This window comes from Alphaproteobacteria bacterium (genome assembly GCA_037146715.1).
Lineage (GTDB): Bacteria > Pseudomonadota > Alphaproteobacteria > UBA7879 > UBA5542 > JBAWWO01.
The window spans coordinates 101691-118715 of the sequence record JBAWWO010000001.1 but is presented as its reverse complement, the minus strand read 5'-3'; the positions used below and the strand labels follow the sequence as shown (position 1 = coordinate 118715).

The window sequence follows — 17025 nt, the reverse complement described above, 5'->3', positions numbered from 1 at the left end:
ATATTAAGTATTAGTTAGAACAAAAACAAGAAAACTCTCTAGCCTTGCACAGTTCCGTCAGCACCGATTTCGATGACAGAGGTCGCCACGTTTTCCACAAAATCACGATCATGCGAAATGAAGACCAGAGTGCCTGGATAGGATTTCAGCATTTCGCCCAAAACCTCGGTGCTTAGAATGTCCAAATGATTGGTGGGTTCATCCAGCAGCAGGAAATTCGGTTGTTTTGAAAGAAGACAGCACAAAGCCAGACGAGATTTCTCACCGCCCGATAAAACCCGAACAGGTTGGCTCAAGGCCGTACCTTTAAATAGAAACGTCCCTAACAAAGCCCGCTGAGTCTGGTTGCTAAGCTCAGGATTCTGTTGTTGGATGGTCTCTAAAACCGACTTAGTTTTATCCAGATTGTCGGCAATGTCTTGAGTATAGTGACCCAGATGAACATTCTGACCCAAGGTCACCGTTCCAGACAAAGGCGGCACCAGGCCACTAATAGTTTTCAAAAGCGTACTTTTTCCAATACCATTCGCCCCAATGATAGCAATTTTTTCTTCCCGCATAATGGGCAGAGAAAATTTCTTGATCAATGGCTTGTCATAGCCAATGTCGACTTTGTCTAGGCGGGCCACTTCTTTACCGCTTTTAGGAAAAATGAAATTGGGAATGTGAAAAGACACTGGGCCCGTTTCAGCCTGAATACCAGACAAAACCCCTTCCAGCTTTTCAATCATTTTCATGCGGCTTTTGGCCTGGGTTGCCTTTGATGCTTTAGCTTTGAATCTATCCACAAAGCGCTGCATATGCTCTTTTTTCTTGGTGATATTCTTGATAGTGTTTTCTTGGGTTGCTTGATTTTGATCTTTTTGCTCCATAAAGTCGTCAAAGTTCCCCTTGTAAACAGCTAAATTTCCTTGGTTTAGGTACAAAGTAATAGTTGAGACATTGTTCAAAAAAGATTTGTCATGCGATACAAACAATAGGGTTCCTGGAAATTTCATCAGGTAAGATTCTAACCACTCAATGCTGGGAAGATCCAGATGGTTTGTGGGTTCGTCCAGGATCAGGAAATCTGGCTTAGACACCAGAATTTTGGCTAGTTCCAAGCGCATGCGCCACCCACCAGACAAAACTGTTGGGGAAAGACCCAACTGAGCTGGCTTAAACCCCATACCTAACAAAACTTTTTCAGCAACGCCCTCTAGTTGGTGTCCTTCCAGGCGCTGATACTGCTCAAGCGCTTGCTCGTATTCTTCATAAACTTCTTCTGTATAGCCTAGTTCTAGTTTTGCCCCTGCTTCATCCACCTTTTGTTTCAGGGAAAAGAGTTCTTGATGACCAGATAAGCATTCTTCCAAAATAGTGGCCTGAGGATTTTCATTGGGAGATTGGGGCAAAACAGACAGGCGCATGTCTTTAGGTCTAATAACCTGCCCACCATCGGATTCTTCTAAATTCGACATAATTTTAAGTAAAGTTGTCTTGCCCTGACCATTGGCCCCAATCAGAGCAATACGCTCTTTAAGAGGAAAATGGTAGGTGAGATTTCGCAGAATAACCCGGTCCGCATAGGACTTTGATATTTTTTCAATCCTCATCATGATAATTTCTTATAACGAATTGAGACGCGCGTGTCGATCTAAAAACACTAAACCCTATGGACGAATCGATCTCCCTATAGTATTTTCAAAAGCATGAACTTTATAGCCTTTCCACACATTGACCCAGTGATCTTTACCATTTATGGCCCTATTGCTTTACGATGGTATAATTTGGCCTATATGCTGGGGTTGATGCTGGGTTGGGCCTATTGCCGGCAGCTGATTCGCCTAAGTCCTTCAACTATTACTTTAAAAAATCTAGATGATTTGCTGGTTTGGTCGCTTATAGGGATTTTTATTGGGGGGCGCTTGGGCCATATTTTGTTTTATGAACCCAGTATTTTTTTGGCAAACCCTTTGAATATTTTGAAAACTTGGGAGGGTGGCATGTCCTTCCACGGGGGAATGATGGGATTGATCGTTTCATTCTATATTTTTCATAAGAAATATAAGATCCCCCTGCCCCGTCTTCTGGATTTAGCCGCAGCAGCCGCGCCCATAGGGTTATTCTTTGGAAGGATTGCCAATTTTATTAATGATGAGTTATACGGCAGACCAACCGATGTTCCCTGGGCGGTTCTATTTCCCTCAGGCGGCTATGCACCCCGGCACCCCAGCCAACTGTATGAAGCTTTCTTTGAGGGAGCGGTGCTGTTTGGAGTGCTGCTTTATTTTATTCTGAAAAAAGATGCTTTAAAAAAGCCAGGTATTCTTTCGGGATTATTCTTAGTCATTTATGGAGCCTCCCGATTCTTTGTTGAGTTCTTTCGCGAACCAGAAAGCTGGATTTCGATTTTCACAACGGGACAAGCCCTGTGCATTCCTATGGTTGCTGTGGGTGTTTATGTTATTGCTTATGTCAAGAAACATGACTAAACAGGGCCCTAGAATGACCACTCGGGTTGAAGCCCCGCGGATTCATTGATTAGAAAACCCTTGAAACTGGCTTTCTCTTATGATCTGATATTGTCTAAAGAGAGGCTATAAAATATGATCATACTCCCACGATTTTTTCTGTTTATTTTTCTGGGCTGTTTTTGTGTGTCCCTATCTATGCCAGCCTATGCTGTCCATGGTGTTCGCACTCCCTCAACAGTGAGTGACAACGATGATGATGACATATCTGAAATCGATGAGGATGAGGGTCAAAATGCAGACGAGGACAATGAAGACGAGGACGAAGATGAAAAAAACATTGATACAGACTTAGCAGATGAAGATGATTTTATGAAAACTTATAGATATAATTTTAGAAATACGGATGAAGATGATGAGGATCAGACTGAAGAAGAAAATACTCGCGGTCATCATGACAAAAAAATCCCCGGAGTTCGAGAAGAGGGAGACGCCACTTTCATAGACAAAAAAACTGTAAAAGAACATCATCAAAAATTAGTAAAAGACCTGGAAAAAAGTGAAAGCTTTATCAAAAAACATAAAGAGGAAATTAAGGCCCTTCAAGTAGCCAACAAAGGAATAGAGAAAGCTTTAAGCACCGTAAAAAAAAGGACTCAAATTGAGAGCCTTAGAGAAGCCAGCCAGCAGAACAGTAAGAAAATTGACAAGTTAAAACATGAGATCAATAAACTAGAGCAAAAAATTCCTCTTCTTAAAAAAAATATCAAAGAACTTGACCGAATAAAACCTTATCTCCCTGATGACTTTTTTAACACACACCCCACTTCTGCGACAGTTACGGCCCCTGTTGCTGCGCATACCCCCTCTCTTCCAATTGCGCCCCATATCGCCTCCATCACCCCTGCTCCATCAACTCCTCATGCTGAAACTTTAGGAAAGTATTCTTTGGACCCAAGGGCCAATAATCAAATTGGGGCAGCCATCGGAAAACTTAGGAATTGGTATCTTTCAGATTATTTTCCCTTTACGATAGAGCCCCAAATCCATTATCAGAAAGGACGCAGCCAGGCGAATCCTGTCACATTTGATATGGATCCGAAAGATGTTAGTTTGTCTCGCAACAAAAAAATTAGCCTGTCGACCATTACGGCTGCCTTCTTTTGTGAAAATAGTGAAAATGCCAATACGTGGGTCAAATTTTCCACTGTTATAAGAAATATCATGGGAAATCATGAAATTATGCTGGTCACCTGCCCTTGCCGTGATTTTCTCTCCTTTCTCTGTCAAAAGACGGCCTGCCAAAGCGGCCTTTGTGGAAGGGAACCTGGCATAGGCGTTGCGTGCGCCCTTTGTCGAGCTAATAAAAATTTAGACATTGAAACAAGGGCATGCCAACGGGACTATAAAGATGCTTTGGGTAACACCCAAAGTTCGGCATCCTCTTCTTCCAGAGCAGTTCCCCCTTACCGACCCTATGGGAATCCTTATGGGTATAACAATTTTGGAGGATGGAGCAACAGATAAAAAAAGACATAACCTTTGACAAAAAAAGATGCTTTTTATAGACTAACCATATAGATAAAAAATAAAGGGGCGGTAAATGCATTCAGTAAAAATTTTCTTGTTAGCAATTCTTATTCATCATACAGGCTTCTCAGCTTTTTCTTCAAAAGCCTGGGAACCTTACCGTTTATCTTCTCCAGAAAAATCTCAACTCTCATTTGAAACAGAGCGCTTAGTTGCCAAGCCTGTTACCGCAGAATCTTTAGAATCTTTAGTTGCGTCTGGATCTGCTCTTTTTTCAAATTCTCAAATTTTAACCACCTGGCCCGGCAACAAAACAGAAACCCCAGAAGATGTACAAAAATGGAGGAACTATCTTGTGAAAGAGCAAGAAAAGTGTGCTGCGAACCTTTTGAGTTTGCGATCATTTTATTTGAAGAGTAGCCCTGAAACTTTTGTGGGCTTTATAGGATGTCATAGGCATATGGATAGCGGCCATAGCTCTGATGGGGCAGTTGAATACTTTTCAGCTTTTGAACCAGCTTTCCAAAGACAGAACTATGCATTTGAAGCCAGTGTTGGGATTTTAGAAAATGATTTGTGTCGCCTTGCGAACTATCAATACAGACTTGTGGGAATAAATGGTGACAATCCAGGGGCTATTAGGCTTGTGACAAAACTTGGTTATGTCGCATGGGATCCCGCATCTCAACTGCCCCAGGCAGCGGAACCAAAGCTACCTAATCCTGCAGGCTCCCTGCCAAAACTGGAAAGACTGCAATTGGTTAGAGAAAAAATGGAAAAGAGGCTTCAATTGCCTCCTCATTTAAGATCTCAACTTAATTTATACAGAGGCGATTTTGTAACCCCAGACCTATTAGAAACCATAAAAGGACGTCTACAAGAAAGTCTGTCCAAAAGCACAAAATAAGTTAATCATTTAAATTTTATCAAAAAGGATTTTTTTATGAATTTTATGAAATTTTTACTCTTAGCTATAAGTATTCCTATGCTTGGGCTGTCTAGCCCTTCCTCAGAGAAATTCGACTCCCCAAAATGGACCCCTTATCGCCTGGCTGAACCCGAGAAGTCTCAAGTTTCTTTTGCCACCGACCGCTTAACAGCTGAGCCCATTACCTCGGCGAATTTCACAGCTGTTTTTGAATCTGGAAAAACCCTTTTTTCTAACCCTGATGTTTTAGCAAACTGGGCAGGCCCAAGAACAGCTAGTGAAAAAATATAGCTGCGTGGCAGGAAATTCTAACAGCATTGCAAAACAGAACGACTGCCAACCTATTAAGTTGGAGAGCCCTTTATCTAACCACGTCAATTCTCCCTCTTGTTGCTCCAGAAGCTGATGCAGCCGCAGAAAACCCAAAATCCTTTGTAGGATTTATAGGTGCCCATAGATATCCCGACAATTCCTCAAAGGACCATAGTGGCGCTGTAGAAGTCATATGCGCCATAAGTCCAGAGTACTGGTCGAATGGCTATGCAACTGAGGCCATCACAGGATACTTTGCAAATGATTTGGCGCGACTTACAAACTATGAATATACATTTGCCGCCCTCAGCCCCAAAAATTTAAAGGCTCTTGAAGTAGTTAAAGGGCTTGAAAGTTTTGGTGCAAAAGAATGGGACAAAGGGTTCTTGGCAGAAAAAACACCTTCCCATTTAAACAGAAAAGAAATTTTATACAGAATAGAAAAAGAAGATATTCTAAAAGCATTGAATCCAGTTCAATAAAGGGACGTAATTTTATCTCTTTACTTCTCATAAACTGCTGCCGGTCTTAAGTAAAAAGGCTCTTTAGAAAATACATCTATCTTGCCCTGTTGCAGGAAATGCCAGGCAGCCAGGCCCCCATTTTTTGCAGTCAGCTGTTGAACTTTCTCATGAAATTCACCCTGGGTTCCGGAAATAAGCTTATCTGTGATCAGCTGCACTTTTTCGCCCTTTATATCCTGAACCGTCATTATTTTAGTCCATTGAGGCTGGACATCTTTTTCTCCATAAAAGCATCCATAGAAATCATCCCGTCGCGTATCTAAGGCAATCAGCATAGCCCCCTGCCCTGCCAAATATCGATGAATCTGAAATGAACTAAGTCCCAGAATGGGCAGTTTTCCTGCCACAGAAAATCCATAAGCCGCCGCAAGACCCAGCCGAATTCCAGTAAAAGACCCAGGCCCTCGATTAACGGCTACATGGGTTAACTGCTGGGCCTTGCATCCCGATTTTTCAAAGACACGCCCAATAAAATCCATAAGCACTGCAGACTGCCCATGGGAAAGCTCTTCCGACACCTCAGCTATAACGTTCCCATTGTCAGTCAGTGCTACCGAACACATCTGGGCCGAGGTTTCAAGGGATAGAATAAGCGTCATAGTAAATCCTGCATTTAAGCATCTAGCATAATGAATATAGGGGAAAACTAAAAGAAAAACTATTGCATTTCTTCCCGATAAGATTCATGATTGTGTCGGATTTAAAGGTTTAATTATGAAAATTGCAATTTTAAAAGAAACAATTTCAACTGAACATCGTGTGGCGGCGTCGCCAGAAACGGTTAAGAAGCTTGTTGGTCTTGGATTTTCTGTATTTTTAGAAAAATCTGCGGGACTTGCGGCCTCAATCCCCGATCAACAGTATGAAGAAGTAGGCGCTCATATTGTCAAAAGTAGATCCGACCTTTTAGAGGGGTCTCAGGTAATCCTGAAAGTACGATCTCCCCTTACTGAGGAAACTGAGCTTAAAGATTTTCCCAAAGGGTCCTTGTTGATTTGTCTTTGCGATATTTTGCAACACCCTAAGCATCTGAAGGCCTATGAAAAACATGGTCTATCTGTATTAGCTTTAGAAATGATCCCCCGCATTACCCGGGCCCAAGCTATGGACGTTTTATCGTCTCAAAGCAATTTGTCGGGCTATCGGGCCGTGCTTGAGGCTGCAACCTTATTTCAACGTATTTTCCCCATGATGATGACCGCAGCAGGAACGCTGTTGCCTGCAAAAGTTTTCATCATTGGTGCGGGCGTTGCCGGGCTTCAAGCTATTGCCACAGCCAAAAGACTTGGTGCTGTTGTATCTGCCTATGACGTGCGTCCTGCAACCAAGGAACAAGTAGAAAGCCTGGGAGGCACTTTTGTGGAAGTTGCTGTACGGGGCCCTACAGAAACAACCTCTGGCTACGCCAAGGAAATGACGGATGATTACAAAAAACAGGAAAAAGAAAAGCTAGCCGAAGTTGTGAAGCAAGCAGACATTGTTATCACGACAGCTTTGATTCCTGGGCGCCCTGCCCCACTGCTTATTACAGAAGACATGGTCCACAGCATGAAATCTGGATCTGTTGTGATTGATTTAGCTGGCGAAAACGGGGGCAACTGTGCACTCAGCAAATTCGGCAAAGTGGTCGACGTGAATGGGGTCAAAATTTATGCCCCCCAAGATCTGGTTTCAAAACTTGCCCGGGATGCAACGGACCTATATGCCAGAAACATCTTTAATTTGATGAAGCTTCTATACAACGAAACAGAAAAGAAAGTTCACTTGCCTCTTGATGATGATATTATTAAGGGGGCCCTATTGGTTAAAGAGGGCGAAATTCTAAGAACTGACCTGATGAAAGAATAGACGAGGAAAAATATGCTCACTTTAAGTACTCAAGTTGTTGAAAAAACCAGTGTCCTGGTGCATAAGATTCTGCCTGCGGAAAGTTATTCCGTAGACGTATTAAAGAATAGTGCTGATATGGACCCTCTGATGATCAGTCTGACCGTTTTTACTTTGGCTGCTTTCGTTGGATACTACGTGGTTTGGCGTGTGACCCCTGCTTTGCACTCTCCCCTAATGGCTGTTACAAATGCTATTTCCAGCGTGATTATTGTGGGCGCCCTTGTGGTGGCAGGCAGTGAAGGTTTTGACTTTTCGAAAGTGATGGGGTTCATTGCAGTTACTTTAGCATCCGTTAATATTTTTGGTGGATTTATTGTCACTAACCGCATGCTACAAATGTTTAAGAAAAAGAAATAAGGGGATCTTCGTGAACGGAAACGTATCATCACTTTTATATTTAGTTGCGTCAGTTTGTTTCATTCTGTCTTTAAAAGGGCTGTCATCACCTGAAACTGCCCGCCAGGGCAATTTATATGGCATCCTTGGAATGGTTCTAGCAATTGGAACCACTTTGTTTTTTGGTGCCATTGAAAGCTTTGACACCATCATTGGGGGAATTTTGGTGGGGGGAACCGTCGGAACGATTATTGCACGTAAAATAAAAATGACTGCGTTGCCTCAACTGGTTGCCGGGTTCCACAGTTTAGTGGGGCTTGCCGCTGTGTGTGTTTCAGGCGCTGCCCTTTATTCGCCCGACACCTTTGGGATTGGGGGCATGCAGGGCATTAAATTAAGCGCTCTTGTTGAGATGGGGATTGGAACAGCCATTGGGGCCGTCACTTTTACAGGATCTCTGATTGCCTTTGGAAAACTTCAGGGTATTTTTTCCAGCAAACCTTTAACCTTTTCTGGGCAACATCTCTTTAACGCCTTTTTGTTGGTGTGCATTGTCGTGTGTGGCATTTGGCTTGTCACAACAGGGGAATTTGTTGCCTTTTGGATGCTGACCGTTCTTTCTTTTGTCTTAGGATTTTTATTGATTCTGCCTATTGGCGGCGCTGATATGCCCGTTATTGTTTCCATTTTAAATTCTTATTCTGGCTGGGCTGCCTGTGGCATTGGGTTTACCCTGCAAAACAACTTACTGATTATTACAGGAGCTTTGGTGGGATCATCAGGCGCCATCCTAAGCTACATCATGTGCAAAGGCATGAACCGATCCATCTTTAACGTTATTTTGGGTGGATTTGGAACAGACGCAGCCTCCGCTGCTGTGACGGCCTCATCTTCTGATCAACCTATAAAATCAGGCAGTGCTGATGATGCAGCCTTTTTAATGAAAAACGCCAGCTCAGTCATTATTGTTCCGGGATATGGGATGGCTGTGGCTCAAGCACAGCACGCCCTGAAAGAAATGACAGAATTGTTGAAAAACCAGGGTGTGAAAGTACGTTTTGCGATTCACCCCGTAGCCGGTCGCATGCCTGGCCATATGAACGTTCTGTTGGCCGAGGCTAACATTCCCTATGAAGACGTATTAGAACTGGATGAAATTAATCGCGATTTCTCATCCACTGACATTGCTTTTGTTATTGGAGCCAACGACGTAACCAACCCTGCAGCCAAAACAGACCCCCAGAGCCCTATTTACGGCATGCCCATTCTGGATGTGGCCAACGCAAAAACCGTTCTGTTCGTAAAACGATCCATGGCGTCCGGCTATGCGGGCGTTGAAAATAGTTTGTTCTTTAAAGATAACACCATGATGCTATTCGGCGACGCTAAAAAGATGTGTGAACATATCATTAAGGCGTTGTAGGGATACAAAAAATTCTGTACAACAAGCATGTAATTAATTTGAGAAATCCTATGTATAAAATACTTCTGTCGTTACTTTTTATTTCTTTCTCTTGCTATGCCAACCCCTCTGAGATGCCCTCTATAAAGCCCATTAATTCTCGCATTGATAATGTTGTCATTCCAGACCAACCCAGATTGGATGATGTAACTATTATTGTTTCTTCTTGCGATAAATATTCTGAATTTTGGCGACCCTTTGGTATTTTGCTGTTCCGCTATTGGCCCTCTTTAAAAACTTATAACAAACATATTCCCATTATTATCATTTCCAACAAAAAACCTTTTTCTTTTGACCGCATCCACATCTTCAACACAGGGGAAGACTATGGATGGTCGAAAAATATGTTGATGGCTTTAGCTCAAGTTAAGACAAAATATGTATTGTATATGCAGGAAGATTATTTCCTATCGGATCCTGTAAATGAAGCCTATTTATATTATTTGCTGACAAAAATGAAGGAACAAGATGTGCCCTACATTCAATTGAACAGTGGAAAGGGAGAAAGTGATTATCCAGCTATTAAAGGAACGGAGATAAAGGGTAAGTATGATTCTTATAGAACAAGTCTTCAATCTGCTCTTTGGAACACAAAAATTTTTGCATGGCTTATAAAGGAAGATGAGGACGCCTGGGCCTTTGAACGAAATGCGACTATTCGCAGCCAAGGGGTCTTAAACCCCTTTTTAGCCCTGACTGCTCAAAATGATCCCATTAAATTCTTAAATGCCGCCAATTCTGGGTATTTTGTGCGTGCCACAGCGCCATTTCTTGAAAAAGAAGGCATTGTCATGAAAAACACCATTCTGCCTGTCTACGAAGACTATAAATTTACGAACTGGGTCAGAGCCAATTTTCCACGAATATTTACATTCATTTGGGCACCTTTTTTCAGGCTTATCGACGAAAAATTCAGAAATAAGTTATAGCCTACTCAATCAACCCTTTTAAAAAGTCACCCAGGCCTATCTGACGGTGTTTTTTTAGTTTTTCGCCTTGAATAATTGAAATAAGTCGAGCTAAGGTTTGGTCCAGAGTTTCGTTTACAAGAACATAATCATATTCCGCCCAGTGGCTAATTTCTTGGATAGCGCGGCTCATCCGGTCTAAAATCACATATTCGTCATCCTGGGCACGGCGATACAGACGCCTCTCTAATTCTTCCAGTGATGGGGGCAAAATAAAGATTGAAACTACGTCTTTGTCCATTTTTTGAGTCAACTGCTGGGTCCCCTGCCAATCTACATCAAACAACACATCATGTCCCTGCGCAAGCGCTTCCTCAACGGTGGTTTTAAGAGTTCCATAGTAATTTCCAAAGACCTCTGCATATTCCAAGAAAAGACCTTCTTGAATCATTTTTTTAAATTCTTTTGTGGAGACAAAAATATAGTCTTTGTTAGGCACTTCACCCGGCCGTTGGGGGCGCGTCGTCACAGATACTGACAAAACCGTATTGGGCAAAGACTTAAGCAAAAGTTTACACAGAGTTGTCTTCCCTGCCCCGGATGGAGACGATAAAATAAGCAAAATACCGCGACTTTTCATTTAAAGTCCCTTCAAAGAAATGGCTGACAGATGGCACCCAAAGATTTCTTCTTGTCTATGAAAGGCCCGTCGACAACTGAAAAACAAATCTTCGTTTTCATAAGTGTCATAGGGCAAAACTTCAACTGTTTGCAAGTTAAATTTTTCCAGCTGGTGCTTCACATATCCAGGTAAATCAAAAAGAATTTTAGAGGGCGTATATTGTTCTAAAAAGAACTGTTCGTTGGTTTCATCTTTTTGTAAGAAAGCGTCTCTTAATTCTGAACCAACCTCATAGGAATCCTGATGGATACAGGGTCCAATAACGGCAACTGTTGTCGCAAAATCTGCCCCTCTTTTTTGCATTAGCTCAAGGGTATTTTGAATCACCCCGCTTAGGGCACTGCGCCAGCCTGCATGAACAGCCCCAATGATTTTATTTTCTGGGTCTGCAATCAGCACAGGCACACAATCCCCCGTTTGAATGCCCAGGGTCACGTCTGTACGTTTTGTCACAACTGCATCCGCAATGGGGACCTCCTCCCCCTGCCCCCAAGGCTCAGTCAATTCGATTGCCTTATTCCCATGCTCTTGCCTTAAGGTTTGCAAACTATTTGCGGGCATGCCCAAGGCTTCCATGGCTAGGGCTCTGTTTTTAAAAACATTCTTTGGATCGTCCGTTTCCCTTAAAGAGCAGTTCAGTGAGCTTAACAGCCCCGTACTCACCCCACCCTGCCGCGTAAAAAATCCATGGCGCACCCCATAAAGAAAGGAAGATATCAGATAAGGAACTTTTGATTCAGTCATAGGTCAAGGGTAGAAAAATACGGGCCAAATGTAAAGATTTTTATTGGGGTTGTATAGGTTCATAAGATATGAGACAAATCAAGCAGTCTTCAGAATGGAAGTATAATAGTCATAAGGGGTCATGCCTTTCAAGTTAAAATGAGGTCTGTAAGTGTTGTATTTATGGACAGCTTTCTGAAGCTCGCAACTCATCTCAAAGATATTATTGGCTAACAGATAAGGTTTGGCATAGAATTCTTCTCGGAAAGTGCGATTACCTCGTTCTACACCCCCATTCCATTGAGGTCTCCTAGGAGGCAGAACAAAAAGAGGTATACCCAATTCCCCACAAGCTTCCTCAAAGTCCTTCATAAACTCGGAACCCCCATCCACCTGTATGGATTGAATGTGGAAAGGTAGGTCTCGTATAAGCTTGTGTAAGAATTGTCGAGCAGTAGCACTTTTGGCATTAGGATATACCTCTGCAGCAATAGTCTTGGTTACAGGATCCCAGGCCTGGAAGTGCTTCATATACAAATTATTCTGGGTGACAGTCATATGATCTACCTGTATGAGTTGTCCCGGCTCTTTCCCCTTCATCCCATACTTCCAGCGTTGCGCATGGCGTTGGAATCGTCGGGCATGAGCCTTGTGTCTAATGGCCGAGTAAGACCCCGCACAACTCCCTTACCCATAAGGCTTTTAAGGATACGTCCTACGGTACTTTCGCTCAAGATAATATGATGGTCTCTTTGCAGAATAATCTTGATCTTAGCCTTTCCATAGGTTGGATTCTCTAGTCTTATCTTTAGGACCATATCTTTATGTGCAGCAAGCACTTTGCTTTGCCTTTTATGATGGGGTCGTCTACTTCTATATTCCAAGCCCTTGATGCCATAAATCCTGATGCCCTTCTTACGTCTATAATAGGTGGCCCGGCTGATGCCTGTGATACCAGCTATCTCTGTATCTTTTATCCCCTTGGATTTTAGGAGATCCCAATCCCCAAGGTGTTTCTGACGATCCAGCGCTTGTTGGGATAATGATTCTTGTGTACGAGCATATCGTTCTAGTTTATAAATATTCTTGTGTAGACATTTTATCTGCATAAAAAAGACCTCCTAGGTTGGTTGTTTAACAAACTCATCCTGAAGGTCTTTTTTCTTATTCGCAAGAGCGATTCGCTTCTCTACTTATGGCTCCGCTTATCCCTCTTGCTCAGTCTCACTTCTATTTGAACTTTTACATCAATGTGATAGAGAATTTCTGGAATCAAACGAAAAGACATATGCGTAAATTTAATAGTATCCAAAACACAATTTTGGGCTATTTTTGAACGCCAAGAACCCCCGTCATCTGGTTAGTTAGATCTTCCATTAAGTAAGTCAAAAACCCCCACAAATTCTCTTGTTCTAAGATTTTTTTAATTGACTCTTGTGGTAAAAACCGCTGCATTTCTTGTTTAAATTCTGTTTCAATTTCAGATTTAACTGTAAGCAATCTTTTATGTTCATCAAATAAATTCAAAAAATAGTCTGGGGTATAATTTCGGTCTTTGATCTTACGAGGGATTAATGCGAAATTGGGTTTTAATCCTTGACCATGAAGCCATAGGATATCCCACAAATCACGGTATTTAATACGATTTCTAAAGGCAAATGCCATCAATTTATCCGTATAAATCTCTTCACGGCTTTGTGCCTGAATAATAAGTCCACTCGTACCCATATCAATATCATAAGGATTTAATAACATCATAGGACGCTTTTCATAGGAAGGTATAGCACAAATATCGATGTTAATGCGCTGAGCAGGTAAATTCTTAGATTGAGGTCTGGTTTCTATTTTGATCTTCCATGTATCTACATTTGGATTGTCTTTGTTGTGATTATCTTTTATAGGAGCGTCAACTCTGACCTGTAGCCCATATTTATCTTGAAGGCTTTCCGTTAGTAGCTCACCCATCGCAGATAGACTAGTGCGAGAAAAATCACTTCCTCCAGTAAAATCCAAGTCTTCGCTTAATCTCACCCCGCCATAACAACATCTCAAGCACGTTCCCCCTATAAAAGTAAGATTCTTCAGTAAATTTTCAGTGCTTAGCACTCGTAATATATCGTGATGTAACAACTCCTTTTCGACTACTATTCTTAAGGGAGACAAATTTGGCTGATTTTTTAAAGCTTCTGTTACGAGTTTATCAAATAAGTTCATTTGCCATATTCCAATCTATTAAGTCACAATTTCTGTGAGTTGTTTTCATATCCCTAAGGGCTAAAGCAATACTCGCTCGCCATAGTTTACAATCAGCATCATAGGTCAGTTGGTCCATGATGCTGATTGGCTTCTGGTTAGTATGAATAAATTCTATTGTGCCAAATTCTCCGCAAGAGATTATATTGCTTCGACCTGATGACATAATTGATATCCGATTTATGGGAGCCTGCGAAATAACTCCTGCATCACTTAAAACTGTTTCAAGGCTAATATAATTAAACTTATTATTCTTTAAATGAGTTGCTGCATGAAATAATAAGAGACCGTTGGCGGGAATAGCTTTTTTATAAACATATAGTCCTCGGCATACTCTCTGCAAATATCCAGCATGCACAGTTCTACTCAGTAAGGCTTTGAAAGTTGAGTCCGATAAGTCAGGACAAAGAGCACTCAAGTCTTGAAGTGAAAACAAATAATGTTCGTTACTAGCATTTTGTTGAAGCCAGTTACTTAAAATTCTCATGGGCTGCATAAACTAACCACTCCGCATTAGGTTACACTTAGAATAACCTACTGTAGAGTTCTGTGCAACCTATCTTAGTCGAACTATGGATTAAAATTTGATTGTCTTCAAAAAACAACACAATCTAAGAAGAACCTAGATTATGGCATCTCCCTCTAAAGGTAGCACCAGGGTAGCACGGAGGAAAAATGAGATTTTATGATTTCTCAGAAATTGGCTGTAAAACTGGTGGGCACTACAGGGCTCGAACCTGTGGCCCGCTGATTAAGAGTCAGCTGCTCTACCAACTGAGCTAAGTGCCCCACCGACGCCTGTATACCAAATTAAGGGATTTAAGTCGATAATTTTTTAAGAAAAAAATAATTTTTCATAAATTACGATAAAGTGATAGAAAATTTATTTTTTTTTGTTAGGATGGTCTCTTAACTATTATAAGGTAGTAAAAATGTGGAATAAATCTTTTATCATCATTGTTTTGGCAAGCTTTGCTCTATCCTGTGTTGCTTTGTGGCGTGCGTCCGTTGGTCCTTCATCCGAACGGTTGATGGAAACTATCCTAGAAGAATTCAACAAAAAGCCCGAAGTTATTGCAGAAATTACCGTACAGGGGATGAGAAATCTTCAGCAAAAGGCGGAAAATGCTGATTTAGTGCGTAAGCAAAAGAAAATAAAGGAAAAACAAGCAGAACTTGAAACCAATTCTGTTTCCCCTTTTATTGGAAACCCTAATGGAGACATGGTTATCACCCAATTTTTTGACTACCATTGTGGATATTGCCGCAAGGTTGACCCCATCATTGAAGAGCTTTTGAAAACAGATCATTCAGTGCGCATCGTATTCAAAGAATATCCAATCTTTGGGGATGCCACCCTTGCAAAAGCGGCTTTAGCTGCCAATAAGCAAAAGAAATATAAAGAATTCCATACGTCTTTGATGAATGCTGAGGCTAATCTTTCAGAAGACTCTCTGGTAGGTTTGGCGCGTTCTTTGGGTATGGATGGGGCAAAATTCGTGAAAGATATGAATAGTCCTGCCATTGAAAAGGAACTGAAAGACAACTTAGCGCTCGGAGAATCCTTAGAAATTTCCGGCACCCCCTGCTTTATCATTGGGGGAACCTTGCTTCCTGGGGCTATTGACTTGGAAACGATCAAAAAGACATTGGCTTCTGAACGCTTGAAAAAGACTAACGCTCCTAAATAGTACGTTTTGATGAAGTATAAATTTAGCCTAATACAATCCACATCTTTGGTTGTTGGAAATGTTGTAGGAGCTGGCATTCTGATGTTGCCTGCTTCTTTGGCAGTTTATGGAAGTTTCGGTATTTTTGGGTGGATGATAACTTCCCTAGGGGCTATCATGTTAGGGCTTGTATTTGCCAGCTTAAGTCAACACTTTACTAAAACTGGTGGCCCCTATACTTATGTCAAAGAAGTTTTTGGAAAATTTGCAGGCTTTCAAACCGCTTGGATTTATTGGCTTGCGAACACAATCAGCAATATCGGTATCGCGATTGCCTTTGTAAGCTATTTATCAACTGTTTTTCCTGAAATCGCAGAAACCCCTTTGTATGGATTTTTAATATCTCTTGGCTGTATCTGGCTTGTGATGCTTTTGAATTGTTTAGGGCTCGCGATCTTTGCCAGGCTACAAGTGTTGATGACTCTGGCCAAAATCATTCCTTTAATTTTTATTGGGGCTGTGGGCATTTTTTATGTGGATTGGAATAATGTTTACCCTTTTCAAATAAGCGCGGGTTATTCAGTTAAAACTGTCATTCTTTCGACTATTTCTTTAAGTATTTTTTCATTCATTGGCATTGAATCTGCCACAATCCCCTCAGAAAACATAAAAAATCCCAAAAAAGTAATTGCACTCGCCACTATTTTAGGAACATCTATTGCCGCCGTTATTTATATGTGGATCCACCTAGTCATTATGGGAATTTTAGGAACAGAAACCCTGGCCACATCCCCCGCCCCCTTCGCTCAAGCTGCCAGCAAGATATTTGGTGATCAGGTCGGCACCCTCATTGCGATCATTGCTGCCTTTGCAACTTTCAGCACCTTAAATGGCTGGATGCTTCTTCAGGGGCAACTTCCGATGGCGGCCGCTCGTGATGGGTTGCTGCCCAAAATATTCGGGAAAGTCACTAAAAAAGGGGCCCCTGTTTTTGCCCTGTTGACCTCAACGATTCTAATGAGTGGCCTAGTTTTCATGAATTATCAGTCCAGTTTGGTCAATCAATTCACCCTAATCATCAACCTAACGTCCTTTTCCATTTTACTCCCTTATTTTGGATGCAGTTTGGCAGAATTACGATTACTTTTAAAACAGCCTGCGCGAGACTTTAAGAAATTCATTCTGCCCCTTGCGATCAGCCTGCTTGCCCTTTCCTACACAGTTCTGGCCATCATCGGCGTTGGTTGGGAAAGCGCCCTTTTGGGTATTGGCCTTATTGCACTCGGTATGCCTTTGTATTGGTATATGCAGCGGTAGATTCCTCTCCGGTGCCTTCCCTCTCGGGCATTCCCCC

The 17025-nt window shown here is 41.9% G+C and carries 19 protein-coding genes, 1 tRNA gene and 1 pseudogene; 12 read left to right on the top strand and 9 right to left on the bottom strand.

The features are described 5' to 3' along the window. Positions 1-38 precede the first annotated feature (38 nt). Positions 39-1598, bottom strand: a complete 1560-nt coding sequence (locus WCG05_00630; GenBank protein MEI8320504.1) for an ABC-F family ATP-binding cassette domain-containing protein — start codon at positions 1596-1598, stop codon at positions 39-41. A 93-nt stretch (positions 1599-1691) separates the two neighbouring features. On the opposite strand from WCG05_00630, the gene lgt reads away from it, so the two are divergent. From lgt to WCG05_00605, 5 genes are all read left to right on the top strand, one after another. After that, entirely contained in the window at positions 1692-2474 is a 783-nt protein-coding gene (lgt, locus tag WCG05_00625; protein MEI8320503.1) for a prolipoprotein diacylglyceryl transferase, read from the top strand. Between the two features lie 114 nt (positions 2475-2588). Beyond that, positions 2589-3980: a hypothetical protein gene (locus WCG05_00620; protein MEI8320502.1), complete on the top strand. Its 1392-nt coding sequence runs from the start codon at positions 2589-2591 to the stop codon at positions 3978-3980. 76 nt (positions 3981-4056) lie between these two features. Continuing rightward, complete coding sequence (locus WCG05_00615; protein ID MEI8320501.1) at positions 4057-4890, top strand: GNAT family N-acetyltransferase; 834 nt, start codon at positions 4057-4059, stop codon at positions 4888-4890. Between the two features lie 36 nt (positions 4891-4926). Further along, entirely contained in the window at positions 4927-5202 is a 276-nt protein-coding gene (locus WCG05_00610; GenBank protein MEI8320500.1) for a hypothetical protein, read from the top strand. A 26-nt stretch (positions 5203-5228) separates the two neighbouring features. Next, entirely contained in the window at positions 5229-5705 is a 477-nt protein-coding gene (locus WCG05_00605) for a GNAT family N-acetyltransferase (protein MEI8320499.1), read from the top strand. A gap of 20 nt (positions 5706-5725) precedes the next feature. Here the strand turns inward: WCG05_00605 and tsaB are convergent, their stop codons facing one another. Beyond that, a complete protein-coding gene (tsaB, locus tag WCG05_00600; GenBank protein MEI8320498.1) occupies positions 5726-6346 on the bottom strand; it encodes a tRNA (adenosine(37)-N6)-threonylcarbamoyltransferase complex dimerization subunit type 1 TsaB in 621 nt (206 codons plus the stop codon). Positions 6347-6461: 115 nt separating this feature from the next. Between tsaB and WCG05_00595 the strand changes: the two genes are divergently transcribed. From WCG05_00595 to WCG05_00580, 4 genes are read left to right on the top strand one after another with little or no spacing between them, the layout of a single operon-like run. Further along, positions 6462-7595, top strand: coding sequence for a Re/Si-specific NAD(P)(+) transhydrogenase subunit alpha (locus WCG05_00595; GenBank protein MEI8320497.1), 1134 nt, complete (start codon positions 6462-6464; stop codon positions 7593-7595). Between the two features lie 12 nt (positions 7596-7607). Further along, on the top strand, positions 7608-7994 hold the full coding sequence (locus WCG05_00590) for an NAD(P) transhydrogenase subunit alpha (GenBank protein MEI8320496.1): 387 nt from the start codon (positions 7608-7610) through the stop codon (positions 7992-7994). A 10-nt stretch (positions 7995-8004) separates the two neighbouring features. After that, the gene (locus WCG05_00585) at positions 8005-9396 is read left to right on the top strand and encodes an NAD(P)(+) transhydrogenase (Re/Si-specific) subunit beta (protein MEI8320495.1); all 1392 of its coding nucleotides are present in this window, start codon (positions 8005-8007) and stop codon (positions 9394-9396) included. Between the two features lie 50 nt (positions 9397-9446). Then, a complete protein-coding gene (locus tag WCG05_00580) occupies positions 9447-10364 on the top strand; it encodes a hypothetical protein (protein ID MEI8320494.1) in 918 nt (305 codons plus the stop codon). A 1-nt stretch (position 10365) separates the two neighbouring features. Here WCG05_00580 and gmk read toward each other — a convergent pair whose 3' ends face one another. The 4 genes from gmk to WCG05_00560 all read right to left on the bottom strand — a co-directional run bounded on the left by gmk (position 10366) and on the right by WCG05_00560 (position 12857). After that, the gene (gene gmk / locus WCG05_00575; GenBank protein ID MEI8320493.1) at positions 10366-10983 is read right to left on the bottom strand and encodes a guanylate kinase; all 618 of its coding nucleotides are present in this window, start codon (positions 10981-10983) and stop codon (positions 10366-10368) included. After that, the gene (gene pgeF / locus WCG05_00570) at positions 10984-11769 is read right to left on the bottom strand and encodes a peptidoglycan editing factor PgeF (GenBank protein MEI8320492.1); all 786 of its coding nucleotides are present in this window, start codon (positions 11767-11769) and stop codon (positions 10984-10986) included. It abuts the gene before it with no gap. Positions 11770-11847: 78 nt separating this feature from the next. Then, positions 11848-12348 (bottom strand): integrase core domain-containing protein, encoded by a 501-nt coding sequence (locus tag WCG05_00565; protein MEI8320491.1) that lies wholly within the window; start codon positions 12346-12348, stop codon positions 11848-11850. Further along, positions 12345-12857 carry a hypothetical protein gene (locus tag WCG05_00560; protein MEI8320490.1) on the bottom strand — a complete coding sequence of 171 codons (513 nt, stop codon included), beginning with the start codon at positions 12855-12857 and terminating at the stop codon, positions 12345-12347. Before WCG05_00560 ends, WCG05_00565 begins: the two co-directional genes overlap by 4 nt. 137 nt (positions 12858-12994) lie before the next feature. Between WCG05_00560 and WCG05_00555 the strand changes: the two are divergent. After that, positions 12995-13083 (top strand): annotated as a pseudogene (locus WCG05_00555) (IS1595 family transposase). Here the strand turns inward: WCG05_00555 and WCG05_00550 are convergent. From WCG05_00550 to WCG05_00540, 3 genes are all read right to left on the bottom strand, one after another. Then, positions 13075-13962: a nucleotidyl transferase AbiEii/AbiGii toxin family protein gene (locus WCG05_00550; GenBank protein ID MEI8320489.1), complete on the bottom strand. Its 888-nt coding sequence runs from the start codon at positions 13960-13962 to the stop codon at positions 13075-13077. The pseudogene WCG05_00555 and the gene WCG05_00550 sit on opposite strands and share 9 nt — an antisense overlap. Then, entirely contained in the window at positions 13949-14497 is a 549-nt protein-coding gene (locus tag WCG05_00545; protein ID MEI8320488.1) for a hypothetical protein, read from the bottom strand. The genes WCG05_00550 and WCG05_00545 overlap by 14 nt, the downstream gene beginning before the upstream one ends. Positions 14498-14714: 217 nt before the next feature. Beyond that, positions 14715-14790 (bottom strand) — tRNA-Lys (locus tag WCG05_00540). Positions 14791-14933: 143 nt separating this feature from the next. Here WCG05_00540 and WCG05_00535 point away from each other — a divergent pair. Then, complete coding sequence (locus tag WCG05_00535) at positions 14934-15692, top strand: DsbA family protein (GenBank protein ID MEI8320487.1); 759 nt, start codon at positions 14934-14936, stop codon at positions 15690-15692. Positions 15693-15701: 9 nt separating this feature from the next. Beyond that, the gene (locus WCG05_00530; protein MEI8320486.1) at positions 15702-16988 is read left to right on the top strand and encodes an amino acid permease; all 1287 of its coding nucleotides are present in this window, start codon (positions 15702-15704) and stop codon (positions 16986-16988) included. The last annotated feature ends 37 nt before the right edge of the window (positions 16989-17025 follow it).

Excerpts from the sequence above, each read along its gene's own strand:
- pgeF (MEI8320492.1), bottom strand. The coding sequence starts at position 11,769 with ATGACTGAATCAAAAGTTCCTTATCTGATATCTTCCTTTCTTTATGGG.
- WCG05_00630 (MEI8320504.1), bottom strand. The coding sequence starts at position 1,598 with ATGATGAGGATTGAAAAAATATCAAAGTCCTATGCGGACCGGGTTATT.
- WCG05_00545 (MEI8320488.1), bottom strand. The coding sequence starts at position 14,497 with ATGCAGCCCATGAGAATTTTAAGTAACTGGCTTCAACAAAATGCTAGT.
- WCG05_00615 (MEI8320501.1), top strand. The coding sequence starts at position 4,057 with ATGCATTCAGTAAAAATTTTCTTGTTAGCAATTCTTATTCATCATACA.
- WCG05_00565 (MEI8320491.1), bottom strand. The coding sequence starts at position 12,348 with ATGAAGGGGAAAGAGCCGGGACAACTCATACAGGTAGATCATATGACT.
- WCG05_00535 (MEI8320487.1), top strand. The coding sequence starts at position 14,934 with ATGTGGAATAAATCTTTTATCATCATTGTTTTGGCAAGCTTTGCTCTA.
- WCG05_00560 (MEI8320490.1), bottom strand. The coding sequence starts at position 12,857 with ATGCAGATAAAATGTCTACACAAGAATATTTATAAACTAGAACGATAT.
- WCG05_00610 (MEI8320500.1), top strand. The coding sequence starts at position 4,927 with ATGAATTTTATGAAATTTTTACTCTTAGCTATAAGTATTCCTATGCTT.
- WCG05_00530 (MEI8320486.1), top strand. The coding sequence starts at position 15,702 with ATGAAGTATAAATTTAGCCTAATACAATCCACATCTTTGGTTGTTGGA.
- WCG05_00550 (MEI8320489.1), bottom strand. The coding sequence starts at position 13,962 with ATGAACTTATTTGATAAACTCGTAACAGAAGCTTTAAAAAATCAGCCA.
- lgt (MEI8320503.1), top strand. The coding sequence starts at position 1,692 with ATGAACTTTATAGCCTTTCCACACATTGACCCAGTGATCTTTACCATT.
- tsaB (MEI8320498.1), bottom strand. The coding sequence starts at position 6,346 with ATGACGCTTATTCTATCCCTTGAAACCTCGGCCCAGATGTGTTCGGTA.
- WCG05_00595 (MEI8320497.1), top strand. The coding sequence starts at position 6,462 with ATGAAAATTGCAATTTTAAAAGAAACAATTTCAACTGAACATCGTGTG.
- gmk (MEI8320493.1), bottom strand. The coding sequence starts at position 10,983 with ATGAAAAGTCGCGGTATTTTGCTTATTTTATCGTCTCCATCCGGGGCA.
- WCG05_00620 (MEI8320502.1), top strand. The coding sequence starts at position 2,589 with ATGATCATACTCCCACGATTTTTTCTGTTTATTTTTCTGGGCTGTTTT.
- WCG05_00580 (MEI8320494.1), top strand. The coding sequence starts at position 9,447 with ATGTATAAAATACTTCTGTCGTTACTTTTTATTTCTTTCTCTTGCTAT.
- WCG05_00590 (MEI8320496.1), top strand. The coding sequence starts at position 7,608 with ATGCTCACTTTAAGTACTCAAGTTGTTGAAAAAACCAGTGTCCTGGTG.